At 71.0% G+C, this 16,121-nt stretch carries 16 protein-coding genes and 1 pseudogene; 7 read left to right on the top strand and 10 right to left on the bottom strand.

Features of this window, described 5'->3' with window-relative positions:
* Positions 1–37 precede the first annotated feature (37 nt).
* The 4 genes from T328_RS10030 to T328_RS10015 all read right to left on the bottom strand — a co-directional run bounded on the left by T328_RS10030 (position 38) and on the right by T328_RS10015 (position 3,958).
* On the bottom strand, positions 38–1,903 hold the full coding sequence (locus T328_RS10030; protein WP_496495585.1) for a coiled-coil domain-containing protein: 1,866 nt from the start codon (positions 1,901–1,903) through the stop codon (positions 38–40).
* Between the two features lie 254 nt (positions 1,904–2,157).
* Positions 2,158–2,706: a GNAT family N-acetyltransferase gene (locus T328_RS10025; protein ID WP_496495584.1), complete on the bottom strand. Its 549-nt coding sequence runs from the start codon at positions 2,704–2,706 to the stop codon at positions 2,158–2,160.
* An 11-nt stretch (positions 2,707–2,717) separates the two neighbouring features.
* On the bottom strand, positions 2,718–2,987 hold the full coding sequence (locus T328_RS10020; protein WP_496495583.1) for a hypothetical protein: 270 nt from the start codon (positions 2,985–2,987) through the stop codon (positions 2,718–2,720).
* Positions 2,963–3,958, bottom strand: coding sequence for an NsdA family TPR-like regulatory protein (locus T328_RS10015; protein ID WP_496495754.1), 996 nt, complete (start codon positions 3,956–3,958; stop codon positions 2,963–2,965). The genes T328_RS10020 and T328_RS10015 overlap by 25 nt, the downstream gene beginning before the upstream one ends.
* A gap of 481 nt (positions 3,959–4,439) precedes the next feature.
* Here T328_RS10015 and T328_RS10010 point away from each other — a divergent pair, with 481 nt between their 5' ends.
* Together T328_RS10010 and T328_RS10005 are read left to right on the top strand one after the other, a co-directional pair.
* A complete protein-coding gene (locus tag T328_RS10010; protein ID WP_496495582.1) occupies positions 4,440–4,679 on the top strand; it encodes a hypothetical protein in 240 nt (79 codons plus the stop codon).
* Positions 4,676–4,876 carry a hypothetical protein gene (locus T328_RS10005; RefSeq protein ID WP_496495581.1) on the top strand — a complete coding sequence of 67 codons (201 nt, stop codon included), beginning with the start codon at positions 4,676–4,678 and terminating at the stop codon, positions 4,874–4,876. The genes T328_RS10010 and T328_RS10005 overlap by 4 nt, the downstream gene beginning before the upstream one ends.
* A 213-nt stretch (positions 4,877–5,089) precedes the next feature.
* Here T328_RS10005 and T328_RS10000 read toward each other — a convergent pair whose 3' ends face one another.
* On the bottom strand, positions 5,090–5,449 hold the full coding sequence (locus tag T328_RS10000; RefSeq protein WP_496495580.1) for a DUF6247 family protein: 360 nt from the start codon (positions 5,447–5,449) through the stop codon (positions 5,090–5,092).
* 173 nt (positions 5,450–5,622) lie between these two features.
* Between T328_RS10000 and T328_RS09995 the strand changes: the two genes are divergently transcribed.
* Complete coding sequence (locus tag T328_RS09995; protein ID WP_496495579.1) at positions 5,623–7,449, top strand: serine/threonine-protein kinase; 1,827 nt, start codon at positions 5,623–5,625, stop codon at positions 7,447–7,449.
* Between the two features lie 25 nt (positions 7,450–7,474).
* Here the strand turns inward: T328_RS09995 and T328_RS09990 are convergent.
* A pseudogene (locus T328_RS09990) lies at positions 7,475–7,744 on the bottom strand (D-alanyl-D-alanine carboxypeptidase); the annotation flags it as partial.
* Between the two features lie 201 nt (positions 7,745–7,945).
* On the opposite strand from T328_RS09990, the gene T328_RS09985 reads away from it, so the two are divergent.
* The 4 genes from T328_RS09985 to T328_RS09970 all read left to right on the top strand — a co-directional run bounded on the left by T328_RS09985 (position 7,946) and on the right by T328_RS09970 (position 10,150).
* Entirely contained in the window at positions 7,946–8,299 is a 354-nt protein-coding gene (locus tag T328_RS09985) for a hypothetical protein (RefSeq protein ID WP_496495578.1), read from the top strand.
* 48 nt (positions 8,300–8,347) lie between these two features.
* A complete protein-coding gene (locus T328_RS09980) occupies positions 8,348–8,647 on the top strand; it encodes a hypothetical protein (RefSeq protein WP_496495577.1) in 300 nt (99 codons plus the stop codon).
* Between the two features lie 364 nt (positions 8,648–9,011).
* On the top strand, positions 9,012–9,206 hold the full coding sequence (locus T328_RS09975) for a hypothetical protein (protein WP_496495576.1): 195 nt from the start codon (positions 9,012–9,014) through the stop codon (positions 9,204–9,206).
* 155 nt (positions 9,207–9,361) lie between these two features.
* Complete coding sequence (locus tag T328_RS09970; protein ID WP_496495575.1) at positions 9,362–10,150, top strand: sulfotransferase family protein; 789 nt, start codon at positions 9,362–9,364, stop codon at positions 10,148–10,150.
* Positions 10,151–10,162: 12 nt separating this feature from the next.
* Here the strand turns inward: T328_RS09970 and T328_RS09965 are convergent, their stop codons facing one another.
* The 4 genes from T328_RS09965 to T328_RS09950 form a co-directional block, all read right to left on the bottom strand.
* Positions 10,163–11,656, bottom strand: a complete 1,494-nt coding sequence (locus T328_RS09965) for a sugar transferase (RefSeq protein WP_496495574.1) — start codon at positions 11,654–11,656, stop codon at positions 10,163–10,165.
* Between the two features lie 649 nt (positions 11,657–12,305).
* On the bottom strand, positions 12,306–13,337 hold the full coding sequence (locus T328_RS09960) for a glycoside hydrolase family 26 protein (protein ID WP_496495573.1): 1,032 nt from the start codon (positions 13,335–13,337) through the stop codon (positions 12,306–12,308).
* Positions 13,338–13,587: 250 nt separating this feature from the next.
* Positions 13,588–14,991: an O-antigen ligase family protein gene (locus tag T328_RS09955; RefSeq protein ID WP_496495572.1), complete on the bottom strand. Its 1,404-nt coding sequence runs from the start codon at positions 14,989–14,991 to the stop codon at positions 13,588–13,590.
* Positions 14,991–15,950: a glycosyltransferase family 2 protein gene (locus T328_RS09950; protein WP_496495571.1), complete on the bottom strand. Its 960-nt coding sequence runs from the start codon at positions 15,948–15,950 to the stop codon at positions 14,991–14,993. Before T328_RS09950 ends, T328_RS09955 begins: the two co-directional genes overlap by 1 nt.
* Positions 15,951–16,121 lie beyond the last annotated feature (171 nt).

The raw sequence follows: 16,121 nt of genomic DNA, 5'->3' as shown, positions 1-16,121 counted from the left end.
TGGGTACGTTCCGGGGCGTACGCCGTGTCCGTTGCTCCTAGAAACGGCCTCCGCCGCCCATCCGCCCCCGGGTACCCCCGCCGCCGAAGCTCCCGGGACCGCGGCCGAAGCCGCCCCCGAAGCCGCCGCCCCGGCCCCCGCCCCGGCCTCCGCCGAAGCCGCCGAGCATGCCGCCGAGGATGATCCCGCCGAGCATCCCCGTGCCCATGCGCCCGCGTCCGCCGCCCTGGCCGTAGCCGCTGCCGTACCGGCCGCCGAAGGGCCCGCCGCCGTACGAGCCGTCGAAGCCCTGGACGTCCTGCTCCGCCAGCCGGAGTGCCTCGCGGCCGAGTTCGTCGGCGCGCTGGGCGTGCCGGAGCGCGCCCGCCGGGTCGGTGCCGGCGTGCTCGACGGCCTGCTGCAGGTGCCGCTCGCCCTCGCCCAGCCGGGTACGGGCGGCGGGGCCGACGCCGCCGCGGCGGGTGGTGACGAAGTCCCGGGCGGCGGCCACCGAGCTGCGCGCGCCGACCAGCGCCTGGTCCAGCAGCCGCCCCGCCCGCCGCCCGGCTTCCGCCCGCTCCCGGGCCCCGGCGAGCGCCTCCTCCAGCGCCGCGTCCGCCTCCTCCACGCGGCGCAGCGCGGCGAGCGGGTCGTACCGGCCGCCGACCGCCCCCTGCTCCACCCCCCGCTCCACCTCCGCCAGCACTGTCTGCGCCCGCGCGACCCGGCCCTGCAGATCGGCGCTCGACTCGTCCGCGGCCGTGCCCCGCACCACGCCCTGCGCGTCGGCGAGTTCCGTGCGGATGTCGCGCAGCGCGTCGGTGAGCGCCGCGGCTGCCTCGCGCAGCTCCTGCTCGCGGCGGCCGACGGCGTCGGCGAGGGTGCCGGCCTGGCCGACGGCGCTCTCCGCGGCCCGTACGTGGACGGCGGTGGTGGGCCGGTCGTCGGCGGCGAGGGCGGCGCGGGCGTGGGTGAGGTTCTCGACGGCGAACTGCAGGCGGTCGCGGGCGGCGGCGGGGTTGCCGGCGACGGCGGCGAAGGAGCCGGGGGCGTAGGCGTCGGCCATCGCGGTGAGCGTGCCCTCGGCGGCGTCGATACGGTCCGGAAGCCGCTGCGCGGCGTCCTCGGCGGCGGCGAGGACCTCCGGGGCCCGCGACACCATCGCGCGCAGCTGGTCGAAGGCGTCGGACTCGGCGTCGAGGCGGGCGTTGGCGTCGGTGCAGCGGGTGAGGATCTCCTCCAGCATGGCGCGGCGGGCGGCGTCGTCCTCGGGGGCCGCGTCGTCGAGGGCCTGCCGGAGGCGGAAGGCGGCGATCAGCTCGGCCTGCGCGTGGGCGACGGCGTCGGCGAAGGGGCGGGCGGTCTCGTCGCCGAACTGGGCGGTGGCGAAGCCGAGTTCCTCCTGGCTGGTGCGGACGGCGTCGTCGGTCTCGACGAGGAGTTCCTTGGCGCGGGCGTCGAGTTCGGAGACGGGAGTCGGCGGAGGCGGGGGCGGGCCGCCCTCTTGCAGGTGCACCGGCCGGGGGGTCGACCTCCGTCGCCGGTAGGAGTACGCGGCCAGGGCCACGACGACGACGGCGGCGGCGACCGGCGCCACGAAGTCGGAGGCGCGGGCGTCGCCCTGGGCGGAGTCGGCGCCGGGATCGCCGCCGGGGTCGGCGGGCCCGGGGGTGATGTCGGGCGCGGGCACGGGCCGGCCGTCGAGCACGACGGCGTACCCGTCCGCCCCGCCGACGGGGTCGGTGGCGGGGGACAGGGGGGCGGCGTACGCGTGCGGAGCGTAGGCCGGTGGAGTGGTGTGCGGGCGTGCGGCGGGTGCGGGGGCGGCGGGTGCGGCGTGCGCGGTGGCGGCGACGGGCAGGAGCGCGAGGGCCGCGGCCGTGGTGAGCCGGGCAGCCAGCCGCCGTCGCCGCCGTCTCCGCATGCGCGCGCCTCCCGCACCGGTACGCGCCACAGATCGGCGCGCCCTGTACGGGAGGATATGCGGCTTTAGCTCGATTCGCACCCGGGGTCGCGGCGGGGGTCGCTCCCCTGACCCGCCCCTTCCCGAGACTCAGGGCCGCGCCCCGAGCCCCCGCCCCTGAGGCCCCGTGGGCTGCGCCCCGTACCCCGATTGCCCCCGGCGGCCTGCTCGACGTCGCTCCGGTCGGCGATGACGCCGTGCAGACGCGTGGCGGGTCAGCGCAGTCGCAGGATCATCGCCTCGTACTCCGGGGCGTCGTCGCCCGGCTGCGACGCGCCGAGCTTCCGGTACCCCCAGGAGTCGTAGGCGGCCTGCGCCGGTGCCGCCTCGGGCTCTGGCCGCACGGTGAGGGTGACTCGCTCTGCCGCCAGGCCCTCAAGGAGCGCGGTGTGCAGTCGGCGGGCGATGCCCTGTCGCCGCCAGGGCTTGCGCACGGCCAGCTCGATGACGGCGAAGGTGCGCTGCCCGTCCTCGGCGGTGAACTCGGCCGGCGCGGGCTCACGGAGGTTGCGCCACCAGCCGGTGTCCGGCGGCAGGCAGAAGCCGTAGGCGAAGCCGACGACCTCGTCGGCGTCCCGGGCCAGCGCGACGCGGAAGACCGGCCGCTCGGCCTGGACGGCGAACATTCCGATGAAGTCGGCGACGTCCTGCGGGCCCTCGCAGTACGGCGGCTCGACATAGATGTCGCGGTACGCGGGCAGGAAAGTCTCCAACGTCCCGGCCGCTTCAGGTCCGTCATAGCGCTGCACCGACACCTCAGACATGCGGGTTCTCCTCAGTGGACGTACTCGGCCAGCGCCTCGACGGTCTCGCGGGCGCTGGCGGTGTCGGCCGCTGTGAGGAGGTTGCGCACCTCGACGACGCGGCGGTTCACGCGCTGCGATTCGACTTCGGCCAGTTGCTCAACCGCGCCCATGGCCTCCGCGGCTCCCTCGTCGACCTCGCGGGCCTTGATGAGGCCGCGGGCGAGCGTCAGCCGGTACAAGGCCCGGTTGCGGCCGTACGCGCGGTCCTGGTGGGTCAGGGCGGCGCGTAAGAACGGCACTGCGGCGGCGTGCCGTACATCAGGCCGTGTGCGTACTCCAGCTCGGCAGGGCCGTGGAAGGCCGCCCACACAGGCGGCGGTTGGCCGCGGTTCGCGCGTTCGACCAAGCGCATGGCTTGAGCGAGACCTTGCCGGGCGGCCCGGCCGTCGCGCATCACGGCCAGCGCGCGGGCCTCGCGAGCGGCAATGAGGGACAGCAGCACCGGCGAGGCCATGCCTTCGGCACGCTGCCGCGCCGCGCGGGCGAGGTTGTAGCCGTCCCGTGGCCGGTCCTCGTAGGTGGCCTGCATCGACAGGGAGGCCAACACCAGCACCTCAAGCGAGGTGTTGCGGAGCATGGTGGCGGTGGTCAGCGCCTCGCCCCAGTAACGACGGGCGGCCTCCTGGTCGTCGGCGTCGTAGTACAGCCACGCGCATTGCTCGGCGGTCTCTCCGCCGAGCAGCTCCAGTTGGCGTCCGATGCTGTCGGGATAGCTGCCGGTGTTGATCACACGACGGATACGGCGGAGGTGGCGCACGGCGAGCGAGCGCACGTCGCCGCCGCCGTAGGCGTCGTCGAGGGCGTACAGCGACCGCAGGCCCTCGCGCAGCTCTTCCACGTGTGCGGTACCTGTGGCGTTCGGGGTGGAGGCGACGAGGGTGACGCCGGCCGCGGCACCGAGGGTGTCGGTGACGAAGCCGCGGCGGTCGACACCCTCTCCTCGGGACGGGGTGTTCGTCGTGGTGATCGGCTCCGGGCCGGGGAAACCGAGCGTGAGAGGGTGGACGCCGAACATCGCGTGCAGCACTCGCCAGGCGCGGAACCTCGGCCGCGGCGGGTTGGGCTGCCGCCATCGGCGCAGTTGCCGGTCCGTGACGGTTACCGGTTCTCCGATCAGAGCAGCGGTCTCGGCGAACGCGCGAAGGAATGTGGCGGGCGTCGCCCATCCTCGTTCTGCGCACGCGTGCTGAAAGTCCGTCTGCTCATTCATGGATCGTCCCTGGCTGGGGTGCTGGCAACTCACGCTAGTACCGGACGTTCCCGGCGAACGTCCGGTGCGAACGCGAAAGTCCGGCCCGGTGTCCGCTCTCACGTCCGCCGCCCCGCCTCGTGCGGCGGTTACCTGTCCCCATGACCGTCCAACGTGAAGCGCCGTCGGCGCCTGACCGTCCTCTGCTGACCCTGCGAGTGTCCCGTGACGGCGGACGGACGTGGGGGCGCCGGAGGCGGTTCTACGCCCGTGACTGCGAACCACTGCCCAACACCTACGCCCTGCCGCCGTGCGAGTGCCCGCGCTGCCGCGGGGGGCGGTCGTGAGCGCCGATGAGGGGCGCGCCCAGCCGCGTCGGCTGCCTCCGGCGTCCCGGCAGCCGCGCCGACCCGAGCCGTTCAACCGGAGGCCTGCGGTGGCGAGTTTGGGTGAGGCGCCGGACTGGCGTGGCTACCCGCTCGGTCGGACGGTGGGGGAGGACATGAGCGCTGATCAGCCCGGGGGCGGTCCCGGCGGCGATGGCCGGCGGGAGGCGCCGAAGCCGGGCGACTTGCTGATGAACCGGCGGACCGGTCGGCTCGGCCGAATGGACCGGTTGCTCGACGACTACGTCCGGCTGTGGATCGCGCCGATCCCCGCGTGGCGGCACGTGACCGCGGAACGCCGAGCGGGCCGCGTGCTCGCCTGGCTGCGGTCGACCCAGGAAGGCAGAGACCGATGACCGCACCATCGCGCCGGACCTACGCGGATGGTCCGGTATACCTGCCTGACGTGTGGCCCATCCCCGACGCCGCCGCAGCCCCCGGCTGCGCGACGTGCGCGGAGCTGGCCGCAGGCCGGGCCGTGGCCCGCGCGGCGGGTGACCTGTCGGCCGTCAGCGACGCCAACGTCCTCATCCGCAGACACCCTGCCCACTGATCTCCCGCTCTCCGGCCGTTGGGATACGGCGGTGACGAGGGCGGGCCCCGGCCGGCCTACGCGATCGGGCCGGCCGGGGCACGGTCGTGTACGGGGCGGAGGTCAGGCGCCGAGGTGCTGGGCGCGGTGGATCAGCACGACGTCATCGCGGTAGGCCTCCTGGTACCAGACCATGACGGGCCCTCGGCGAACGTCTGGACGCCGGAGGCGGATTCACTGATGTCGAACGGCGGCGGCCTCCGCCTCGGCGAGGAGCGCGGCGAGTTCCGAGGCAGCGGCGCGGCGTTCTGCGCGATCAGCGGACTCGCTGACGATGCGTTGGCACTCGCGGAAGCGGGCAAGCCGTTCAGGGAATCGGGCGATACCGACCCATGACCACCAGTGTTCGACGAACGCGCTGGGCGGTGTGAGCGTGTACTCGTCGCGGGCCCGGCGGATCGCGTCGTTCCACTGCTGATCGAACGCGGCGACGGCGGATGGGTCGAGCTGGGCGACGGCGATGCGGAGCACGGCGGGAATCTTGTCGGGCATGGGGATGATCGGCCCGGTGGGGTCGATCGGGGCGGTGGTCATGAGCGGCGGTCTCCTCGGCGTCGGTGCCACGTGGTCGTGCCCGTTCTGGGGCAGACCGTCAAGGACACCGCACCACCGCACGGCGGTTGTGCCGGGACCGCAACAGCCAGTCCGGTGTGGTTGCGGAAGCCCCGGTCGAGCGGGGAGATTGAAGGGCTTGTCGACGGTCGGGCGTGAGACGGAGAACGGTAGTGACGGAGTTGAGTGGGTCGCGGGTGGGGCGGTATCGGTTGCTCCGCGTGCTCGGGGCCGGCGGAATGGGCAGCGTATGGCTGGCCGAGGACGAGAACCTGGGCATCGAGGTCGCGATCAAGCAGATCGACGTGTCGAATGACCTGGGCGGCGGAGACCTGGGTCAGCGCATCTCGCGGGCTCGGGCAGAGGCGCGCAACGCCGCGCAGCTACGCGGCCATCCGCACGTGGTCAACGTCGTGGACATCGTGGAGCAGGACGGGCTGCCGTGGATCGTCATGGAGTACGTCACCGACGCGACTGACCTGCGGACGATCATCCATGACCAGGGCAGGCTGCCCGATGCGGACATCGCCCGCGTCGGTATCGCCGTGCTGAAGGCTTTGAGCACGGGGCACTCTCTGGGCATCGTGCACCGCGACGTGAAGCCCGCCAACATACTCCTGGCCCCGGACCACTCGGGGAACCGGTACGGACGGGTGATGCTGGCCGACTACGGGATCTCCCTCTACGCGGGCTCCGGGCAGACCCGGATGACCAACGGAGTGATCGGCACTCCCGGCTACATGGCACCGGAGCGGGCCCACGGCGCGGATCCGCCGGCTTCCGACCTGTTCTCCCTCGGGGCCACGCTCTATTGCGCTTCCGAGGGACACCCGCCTTTCGGTCATGACGACCGCGACAGCACCGCCACCGCCCCCCTCACCGAAACGCCTCCCCGGCCTGCGAACGCCTGCGGCCCGCTGGCCGACATCATCATGGGCCTGCTGACGAAAGAGCCCGGACACCGACCCACCCTGCACACCGCCATCACCGAACTCGCCGCTGTCGAAGCGGCCGCACGCACCGCGGCGGCCCCGCCCGGCAGTTCTGGCGAGAGCCCGACCCGGAAGAGCTTCCCCCCACAGTCCTCCAAGATTCTTGCGTGGGTCGTTGCCGCCGCCGTGGCGTCGACCGCCATCACGTTGACCGCCGTGGCCCTGAGCGACACCGACAAGGACAACGCCCCGGCAGACTCTTCTGCTCAGCAGCCCGGCAGTACCGGCCCGGCGGGCACCGACGACGCCGACGCAGCTGACACAGCCGACACAGCCGACACAGAGGCCGGGGTGCTCTACGGCACCGAGGTCGGGCTGCGGAAGCCACTCAAGGCGGGGGACTGCGTCATCGTCGGCACCCACAACGAGGACTACACGGTCCTGACCGATGTGGTGACCGTGCCCTGTGTCGAGACGGAATCGACCCCTACCCCGGCAGGCCAGGTCATCGCCACCGTTCCGGACGCCGAGGACGGCGAGGCGTCCGTGCGCCGGGAGTGCGGCAGCCAAACCGCCGACCTGCGCCGGAGTCTGGCCGACCCCGTCCTGACCGTTCTACGGCCTGACGACGATCGCGGTTCCGGGGCGCAGGCCGAGGCGGCGTGCCTGGTCTTCCAACGCGGCATCCTCGCCGGTGGGGATCTGGGCGAACGCAGGGAGCAGGGTTCCTCCCTCTACGTTTCGCAACTGAGCATCGGAGACTGCATCGACGACGAGGACGACGACATCATCCTGGCGGACTGCGCCCAGCCGCACGACCAGCAGGTCATCGGGTATGTCAAGGTGTCCGAAAAGGTTCCTTACGACAGCGTGAGCATGTACGCGATCTGCGCCAGTCGGTTCCAGCGGGAGTGGGTGCGCACCGAGGAGCAGGATCTCGTCGGCTATGCCAATTCCGACGACTGGAGCGAAGGTTTTCGTTTCGTGACATGCGCACTGGAAGGAGAAGAATCCAAACTGCCCGCCGGAACCGCCACGCCCAGGGACTGAGCCGCCCTCGGCAGCGCGCGGGCGCTCAGCACCACCCTCTCGGCTTCAGCCACGTGCACTCCACATCCGCCCGCTTCTCCGCGCTCCGGGTCGTCTGCGACGGAGCCGCCGGCTCAACCGTCCCCTCGCCGTAGCCCGCCAGCGTCGTCACCACCTGGTCCTCGATGTCCTTCACCGAACCCGCCAGGTAGTTGTTCAGCACCACGCTGAACACCAGCTCCCTGCCGTCCGCATCCGTCACGTACCCCGACAGCGCCGACGCCCCCGTCAGCGACCCCGTCTTCGCCCGCGCGTTGCCCTCCAGCTGCGTGCGTCCACCACCGCGGTAGCCCTCGCTTACCACCGAGATCACTACCCGCGCGTCGCCGAGTTACTGCCCGAACTGATCCGCTCCGCCCACACGGCGGTCGACTACTTCGACGCCGGCGACGAGCGTGCCGCTGCCCTGGCGCTGCGTTCCGAAGCCCTGCAATTGGCCGGCCGGTACCTGACGCAGGTGCGTGCCTACGACTTGGCGCACATGGCGTTGCGCGACGCCGTACGGGATGCGGCACAGATCGGCGATCGGCTCAACGCTGCGTCCGCCATCATCGGCCAGGCGTGGATCCTCTTGCGGCAGGCTCGTCTCGATGAGGCCGAACAGCTCGCCACCGACACCGCCGACGAGATCGAGCCGCGGATCTCGCGGGCATCGCGCGAGCAACTGGCCGCGTGGGGATGGCTGCTGCTCCGCGCGAGCGCCGCGGCGGCGCGGAACAACCGACCGGACGAGGCCCAGGATCTCGTGTCGCTCGCGCGCACGGCGGGCGTCGCGCTCGGCTCCGAGGTGACGGAGCATCTACGAGGCTGAGGCACGTTCGGGCCGCTGACGGTCGATCTGAAGGCGATCGAGGCCGAGTTGATCGCCGAGCGGCCGGACCGGGTGCTGGAGATGTCCGAGCATCTGCCGCGCGGGGCGGGCAAGGCGACCTCGGACAACTGGAACCGGCACCGCCTCGACGTCGCGCGTGCGCACGCGATGCTGCGGCATGGCGCCGAGGCCACCGACGTGCTGATGACGCTGCGGCGGGACGCTCCCGAGTGGCTGCGTCATCAGCGGCTCGCCGCGATCACGTTCGAGGACGTGCTGAAGACCCGCAAGCGCAGCCTCACGGGGGCTCAGCGGCAGTTGGCGGAGTTCCTGGCCGTGGACGGCTGACGGGCACGGTTCGTGTCCCGTCGGGCGGGCACCGAGGCAAATCGCCACGTTCCGTGCCTGTAGATACACGCTCCGTGCTTCTATGTTTGGTGACGACCCGATCACCGACGGCAGGCGAGCGGCATGGACACCTCCGACGACGGCACCAGGCGCCCCACGCTGGCGTTCATCTACGACCGGCACGCCACGCTGACGCCCGTTGCTCTGGACGAGCGCATAGTGTGATGTCAGCGGTACGCGGCCGAGCGTGGCTGGGTGGTTGCCGGGGAGTGGGTGGACCTCGGCGACCATGCGCTGACGAACTGGCCGCGGCCGCGGTGGGACGGGCTCGTCTACGCCATGCGTCAGGCCGCCCGTGCGGCGGGTGCCGGACGAACGGGTCGCCGCCCGCGACCGTCGCGTCGTGGTCCTCGCCGACGCCACCGAGCCGGCGGTCCGCGACGCCCCCGCCTGGACCAGGCTCCCGCCGGGCTGGACCGCCGTCGCCGTCGCCCCGCCCGACCTCGAGGCCCGCTGCGCCGCCGCGGGCGTCACCCTGCTCCGCGCGCCCCGGCCGTGAAGGGCGTCTCGTGAATCGGCCGGCCCATCGGGCCGCCGCGGCTCATATGATGAACGGCGACAGCTCCAGCCTATGAGTCAGGTCACGACAATTCGTGCGAAGGGAACGACTCAGTGTCAGTCTCAGTGGCAAGTCGAGTGCCCAGGCCCGGGCAGATGCTGATCTTTATCGGCGGCCTGCATCGCAGCGGCACCACGCCGTTGGCGCGCGCGCTCGCGGCCCATCCTCAGGTCAGTGGATTTCACGACACGGGCGTAATGGAGGACGAGGGGCAGTATCTCCAGTCGGTGTATCCCACGGCGGCGAAACGCACCCGTTCGGGACCCGGTCGCTTCGCGCTCTCGGCCGCGGCGCACATGACGGAGGAATCGCTGCTCGCCGCCCAGGGCAACGGCGAGCGAATGCTGAGTGAATGGGGGAGATACTGGGATTTGGAGCGCCAGTTCCTGGTGGAGAAGTCGCCCGCCAACCTCGTGATGACGCGGTTTCTTCAGAAGCTGTTTCCCGAGGCCCGTTTCGTCGTGATCATGCGCCACCCCGCGATCGTCACACTTTCCACCAAGAAGTGGGCGCCGCGTACCAGGCTCTCCACGCTCTTCGAGAACTGGTTCCGCGCACACGACACGCTCCGCGCCGACGCCGCGCACATATCCAGGCTGCACGTGCTCAGTTACGAGCGGCTGGTGACGCATCCCAGAGAAACCCTCGACCGGGTGGGCGACTTCCTCGGCCTGCCCAGCGCTGTCCCCGCCGATTCCGTGCAGAACCGGTCCCACGCCTACCGCTCGCGCTGGCTGCGGCTGGCCGGGGCGGCCGACCCCGTCAACCGCCGCCGCTTCCGGCGGCTGTGCGAGCGGTACGAAGAGCGGGCCAACGCCTACGGCTACAGCCTGCTCGACATCGACCAGATCCCGCCGCTGGACCTCGCCCCGCGACCGGCGTGAGGGCCGGCGCGTTCAGTACGCGCCCTGCGACCTGAGCACCGCGAAGGCGGTGCGCCACAGGATCATCGCGTCGAGCGCGAGGGACCAGTTCTCGACGTAGCGCAGGTCGATTCGTACCGACTCCTCCCAGGACAGGTCGGACCGGCCGCTGACCTGCCACAGGCCAGTCAGGCCCGGCTTGACGACGAGCCTGCGGTTGACGTCGCCCGCGTACTGCTCGACCTCGCTGGGCAGCGGCGGGCGCGGCCCGACGAGCGACATCTGCCCCGCCAGCACGTTGAACAGCTGTGGCAACTCGTCGAGCGAGTAGCGCCGCAGCAGCTTCCCGAGGCGGGTGATGCGCGGATCGTCGCGGATCTTGAAGAGGACGCCGTCGTTCTCGTTCACCGCCCGCAGCTCGTTGAGGCGCTGCTCGGCGTCGACGTACATCGACCGGAACTTCAGGACGGTGAAGCTCTCGCCGTTCTTGCCGATCCTGGTCTGGCGGAACAGCGCGGGGCCCCGGCTGGTCAGCCGTATCGCGATGCCGATGGCCAGCATCAGCGGCGACAGCAGCAGCACCGCGAGGCCCGCGCTCGCCCGGTCGAAGAGCTCCTTGGCCACGCGCCGGCCGCCAGAGAACGTCGGATGGTCGACGTGCACCAGCGGCAGGCCGTCGACGGGGCGGATCGTGGTGCGCGGACCCGCGACGTCGATCAGGGCGGGCGCGACGACGAGATCGACGTTGCTCTCCTCCAGCTGCCATGCCAGGCGGCGCAGCTCGGCGCCGTCGAGCTCGGGGCAGGAGAGCACGGCGACGGTGTCCGCGCCTGCCTCCTCCACGGCATCGACGACGTCGCCGAACCGGCCGTACACCGGCACGTCGAGGTCCTCGATCCGGTCCCGGTAGGGCTGGTTTGGCGGCAGGCAGGCGCCCACGATCTCCATGCCGTGGTAGCGGTGGCGGTGCAGCTCCCGGGCCATGACGGCGATGGACCGCTCGTAGCCGACGGCCATGACCCGCTGCATGAACCGGGCCGACTTGACGCGCTGGCGGTGCACCCACTTGCGCAGGACGAACCGGCAGAGCAGGTCGAGCAGCAGGGCCCAGGGCAGCACCAGGGCGACGTAGCCGCGGGCTATCTGGAGCGCCGCGGCGTAGGAGATGACGGCGACGGTGGCGGTGAGCGCCACCCCCGCGATGAAGGTGCGCTGGTACTCCTCCAGGCCTATGAACAGGAAGCGCACGTCGTAGGCGCGGAACAGGGTGAGCGCCAGGACCCACAGCACGGGGAAGAGGGCGCTGAGGGCGAGATAGCCGCTGCTGGCGGCGGTGCCGAACCGTGCCGCGAACGCCGCCCCGGCCGCGACCAGCGCGACGGCGGCGTCGGTGAGGACGAGGGCCGCGACGTAACGGCGTTCCCAGCGGTGCGCCCTGGCCCTGGCCGGGCCCCCGGCCGGACGCCGGTCCTGGTGGCGTGTCCGGTGCCGGTCCGGCTCCGTGAGTTCAAGCGTGGGCAGTGGCACGGCGACACCCCCGCTCGGCAGCTGATCCGGCGGGGGGCATGACCGCTCGACGGTGAGCGGGCATTCTCCTGGTGAATGACGCGACACCAGGCCGTTGGAGGCAACGGCGCGTTGTGGGGGGTGACTTCGTCATGGTGAGTTACCGCTTTTCTCTTGGCGATAGAGGGTGGGGGGTGGCGACGACGGGGTCGCCGATCCTCTGTGACCAGAGGGTGACGCGGCTCAGGGACCGGTGGGCCCGGCCCTCAGGCGGGCGTCTGCTGCAGGAAGGGGGGCGGCCGCGCGCGGGGTGTGACCCGGAATCGGGTGGGATCCGGGAAGCAGTGCGAGACCTGGGCAGTCTCTGTAGGCGGTGCGCACGGTGCGTACGGTGCGGATGACGTTGTGACCCCCGATGCGCAGCGGTTGTCCTTGTGCAGCAGCGGAGATAAGTACATCAATATGGTCATGCGCATGACAGCAGATCCATGTGGGGGGTTTGTGGATTCTCCGTGAAGCGGGGCGACGCGGGCGCAAACGCCGTCTGACGGGGCGGCGCTACCCGGTTGACCTGGGAGTTCACGAGAGATGACGGCCTGCCGACCAGGCGCCGATGTGGGGGTTGGTGGGGGGTTTCGGCGCCCGGCACTACGGTGGCGACACGGGGCGGCTACTCCCGCTGGTCGCCGTTGATGTCGACGTACGGGTGCCGTCCGGCCTCGCCGTACGCCTTCAGCACGTCAGGGCGGGTGGTTACCCGGGTGTCACACGCCTTGAAGGTGTTGAACTGGCTGACGGCCTTGATACGCGGGTGATCCCGCAGCACGGGCACGAGGTTGCGGTACCACTGGGCCTGCGCCCACTCGTTCTCGGGATCGGCGACGGTGCCGTACTCGCCCAGCATGATCGGCTTGTCGTCGAAGCCGTTGCGCATCAGCCAGTTGTACCAGGTGCCGATCGTCTCGCCCGGCGTGCGCCAGTTGTTATCCCGGCACGTGTAGTAGTTGAACGGGTCGTAGCCGATCCAGTCCACGTACTCGTCGCCCGGGTAGAAGTTGCGCATGTTCTCGGCGTGGCCGACCCATCCGACGTGGATCCACGTCCAGATGGTGTTGGTGGCGCCCTCTTCCTCGAAGATGTCGTGGATGCGGCGCCAAGCCTCCACGTACTGCGGCCCGTTGCCCTGGGTGTCGCGGCGGTTGCCCTCGGCCTCGTGGTCGAAGGCGAGGAAGACCGGCCGGCCCCACTCGGCGATCCGGCGGGCCACCGGGCGGATGACCGACTCGTCGTACGCGCCGGCGGCGACTGCGTGCCACGACGCCCGATCATCGGTGCCGTGGACCCGCGTGGTCCAGTTGAAGAACAACGTGCGACGGGGGTCGTCGTTGCCGAACATTCGCTCCCAGCGGTCAGGGAAGACGCCGGGCGTACCGGTGTTGGAGAAGTCGTGATACCGGTGGATGAGGTCGAAGTTGCGGCCGATGTCGGACTCGAGGTCCGTGATCGTCTTGTAGGGAGTACGGCCCTCGGAGGGCTGAGTGTAAGTCCCCCACAGAACCCCGCAGCTGGGGACAAGGATTTCACTGAGGCCGCATTGGACGGACTGGGCATCGCGCGCGGTGGGCTCGGCGTCCGCCGTGGAGCTGCTGATCGTCAGCGGGCCGAGAACGATGCTGCCGATCGCCGCCGTGACCAGGCCCAACCTGTGACGTGGAGACCTGTTTGTGCGGAATCGACCCGAACGGGATCGTCCTTGATTGCGCGCTGGCGTCTGGTCGCTCATGGATGCTCCTAAGGCATCAGACTGACCTTTCATGTCCTGCGCAGTGCGGCCCCTGCATTGCGCTCAGCAGTCCCAGATTATGGGTGGTGACCAGCCGAGGCGTCTAGACCGCCCAGTCCGAGTTCGCCGTACGCCGCGATATTTCGGCATCATGAACTCCGGGTGAAAGTCAGCCCGCCGGCACGTGCGGCGCGGTGTCGCCCGATACGTGCGGTGTGTGCGATGTGCGCGCCGGGGCTAGGAGCGGCGTCGCCCTCGGTGGCAGCGGCGGTTGCCGCTCGGCCTCGCGCAGCGCCAGCGCGCCGGCGATCATCGCGATGATCAGGCCGGAGTCCATGAGGCCGTAGTAGAACATCATGACCGTCGTCATCACCACGACGACGTGCATCCACAGCGCCAGTTGGTTGGGCGATCTCAGGGTGCGCCAGGAGAGCCAGACGAACCAGCCGAGGAAGCCCGCGGCGGCCGCGAAGCCGTGCGAGAACAGCACGTTCCAGAACTGGCCCTGGGTGCCTACCGCGGGCACGCCCTCGCCCAGCAGCGAGGGGCGCGGCGCCCCGTAGCCGAACAGCGGCGAGTCCAGCGTCCGTTCGTACGCTTCCTCGTAGACCGCGAGACGCGTCTCGTTGGTCTGGCTGTTGTCGACGCGGTCGGAGACGCGGTCCTGCAGGCCGACAGCCAGGCTGATGCCGAGCGCGACCACGAGGAGCCCACCGAGCGCGAGCAGCCCCCTGGCGTTGCCGCGCAGCGCCATCCGCAGCGCGACGTAGGTCAGGCCGAGGCCCAGCGCGACGAACATGCCCCGGTTGACGGTGAGGTACGCGGGCACCAGCGAGACCGGCAGCAGCACCAGGACGATCCAGAACATCCGGCTCCGCCGCCGCAGAAAGCTGAGGGCGACCAGCACGAACGGGATCAGCTCGGCGTAGTTGTGACCCCAGCCGTTGGTGTAGGCGAACGGCGCCGATGGGCGCGGCTCGTTGGCGTAGAAGCCCTCCGGATCGCCCTGCGCGAAGCGCGGCGTCACCATGTGCGAGACCAGCTCGTTCGACTGGAGGCCGCCGGGGATGAGTTGGGCCATGGGCGTGCTGATCGAGCTGTGCGGGAAGAGCACGCCCAGGTAGCCGCCGGCGATCACCACGAACCAGTAGGCCGACAGCGCGAGCACCACGCGGCGGGCCGGCAGGTCCCGTTCGGTCCCGTTGTAGACGTAGAGGAAGATCACCGTCGCGGCGAGGTAGATCAGCGCCCGGTAGAAGAAGCCGATCATCCGGCCCCCGGTGTCGATCTCGATCACCGATGCCAGCATCCACACCAGGAAGAGGAGCCACAGCCCGAAGCCCTTGGGGGCCCGGAGCCGGCCGTGGCGCAGCAGCAGGACGGTCATCGGCACCGCGAACAGCGGCCAGATCATGTCCCCCAGGCCCATCAGCCACCAGAGCGGGAAGACCACGAACAGCGCGTACAGCGGCCAGCGCGGCAGCGGCGGCGTGGCGCGCCGCGCCGTGGCCGGCTCCGGCCGCGCGGGCTTCGCCGGGGGAGCGGGCTGAACGGGCGGAGCGGCGGCGGGCATCAGATCCCTCGGCCCGAGCGGTGGGCCAGCTTGACGATGGTGTCGATCTTCACCAGCCGCGTGCTGGCCAGCAGCGCGGCGTAGGCGCGCTGCTCGCGCCAGTGGTGCCGTAGTGACTTCATCGCCCACCGCCTGCCCTGCCGCATGTCGCCGAGGCCGACGTGGGCGAAGGCCAACTGGGCCTCGATGCGGGCGATGCCCACCGGCTCGGTCGCGAAGTCGGGGTGCTTCTCCAGCAGGTAGTGCAGCGCCGAGATGATCATCTTCCACCGGTCGAAGAAGTAAGACCGCGCACTCCAGAGCACCCGCACCAAGGGCTCGTGCACCGCGTGAATACTGCCGACGTCCACTGCGCGCAGGAGAAACTCGTAATCCTCACCGTACCCGCCAGGAATTTCCTCATCCACGAGTCCGATGCGGTCGAGCAGCACCGGGCGGCGGATCAGGAGGGTGCTCGGGTGCACCTCCATGATGCGGTCGCGCAGGAAGTCGGGGCGCCCGAGCGCCCGGTCGGGCGCGAGCCGTGGGGTCTCCTTGTCGCCGTAGGCGACGATGATGCCGCTGGAGACCAGGGGCGTGCCGGGGTGCCGCTCCATCAGCTCGACCTGGGCGGCGAGCTTGCCGGGCAGCCATTCGTCGTCGTCGTCGCAGAAGGCGACGAGGTCGCCGTCGGCGGCGAGGATCCCGGTGTTGCGGCCGCCCGCGAGGCCGGGCGTGCGCTCGTTGCGGATGTGCCTGAGCGCGCGGTTCTCGCCGGGCTCCACCGGCACCGGCACCGGCTCGCTCTGGTCGAAGACGACGATGCACTCGACGAAACCCTCGTACCGCTGCCCCAGGATGGCGGCGACCGCGCGGCGCAGCAACTCCGGCCGGTCGCGCGTGGCGACCACGACGCTCACCGTCGGGGCCGGCTTGGTGGGGGTGGCATTCCGGGCCGTCGCTGCGGCGCTATCACTCATGGTGTGACCTCATCGCTTACGGGGCCGCTTGCAGCTGCGTGCCGCTGGCGGCCAGCATCAGTTATCTCGCCGCGCGACGGGGGCTGAGATTATCATTTGCAAGGATCGCCGGAACATCGGTCCGGCGGGTGATCCCGTTCGAAGTCGTTCATGCGATGTTTGTATGTTCAC

This window comes from Streptomyces sp. CNX435, from assembly GCF_059570575.1.
The sequence above is the reverse complement of the archived record's forward strand: the minus strand, read 5'-3'. Positions and strand labels throughout refer to the sequence as shown.

Excerpts from the sequence above, each read along its gene's own strand:
- T328_RS09950 (WP_496495571.1), bottom strand. The coding sequence starts at position 15,950 with ATGAGTGATAGCGCCGCAGCGACGGCCCGGAATGCCACCCCCACCAAG.
- T328_RS10010 (WP_496495582.1), top strand. The coding sequence starts at position 4,440 with ATGAGCGCTGATCAGCCCGGGGGCGGTCCCGGCGGCGATGGCCGGCGG.
- T328_RS09970 (WP_496495575.1), top strand. The coding sequence starts at position 9,362 with ATGCTGATCTTTATCGGCGGCCTGCATCGCAGCGGCACCACGCCGTTG.
- T328_RS10005 (WP_496495581.1), top strand. The coding sequence starts at position 4,676 with ATGACCGCACCATCGCGCCGGACCTACGCGGATGGTCCGGTATACCTG.
- T328_RS10030 (WP_496495585.1), bottom strand. The coding sequence starts at position 1,903 with ATGCGGAGACGGCGGCGACGGCGGCTGGCTGCCCGGCTCACCACGGCC.
- T328_RS10000 (WP_496495580.1), bottom strand. The coding sequence starts at position 5,449 with ATGACCACCGCCCCGATCGACCCCACCGGGCCGATCATCCCCATGCCC.
- T328_RS10015 (WP_496495754.1), bottom strand. The coding sequence starts at position 3,958 with ATGAATGAGCAGACGGACTTTCAGCACGCGTGCGCAGAACGAGGATGG.
- T328_RS10025 (WP_496495584.1), bottom strand. The coding sequence starts at position 2,706 with ATGTCTGAGGTGTCGGTGCAGCGCTATGACGGACCTGAAGCGGCCGGG.
- T328_RS09955 (WP_496495572.1), bottom strand. The coding sequence starts at position 14,991 with ATGCCCGCCGCCGCTCCGCCCGTTCAGCCCGCTCCCCCGGCGAAGCCC.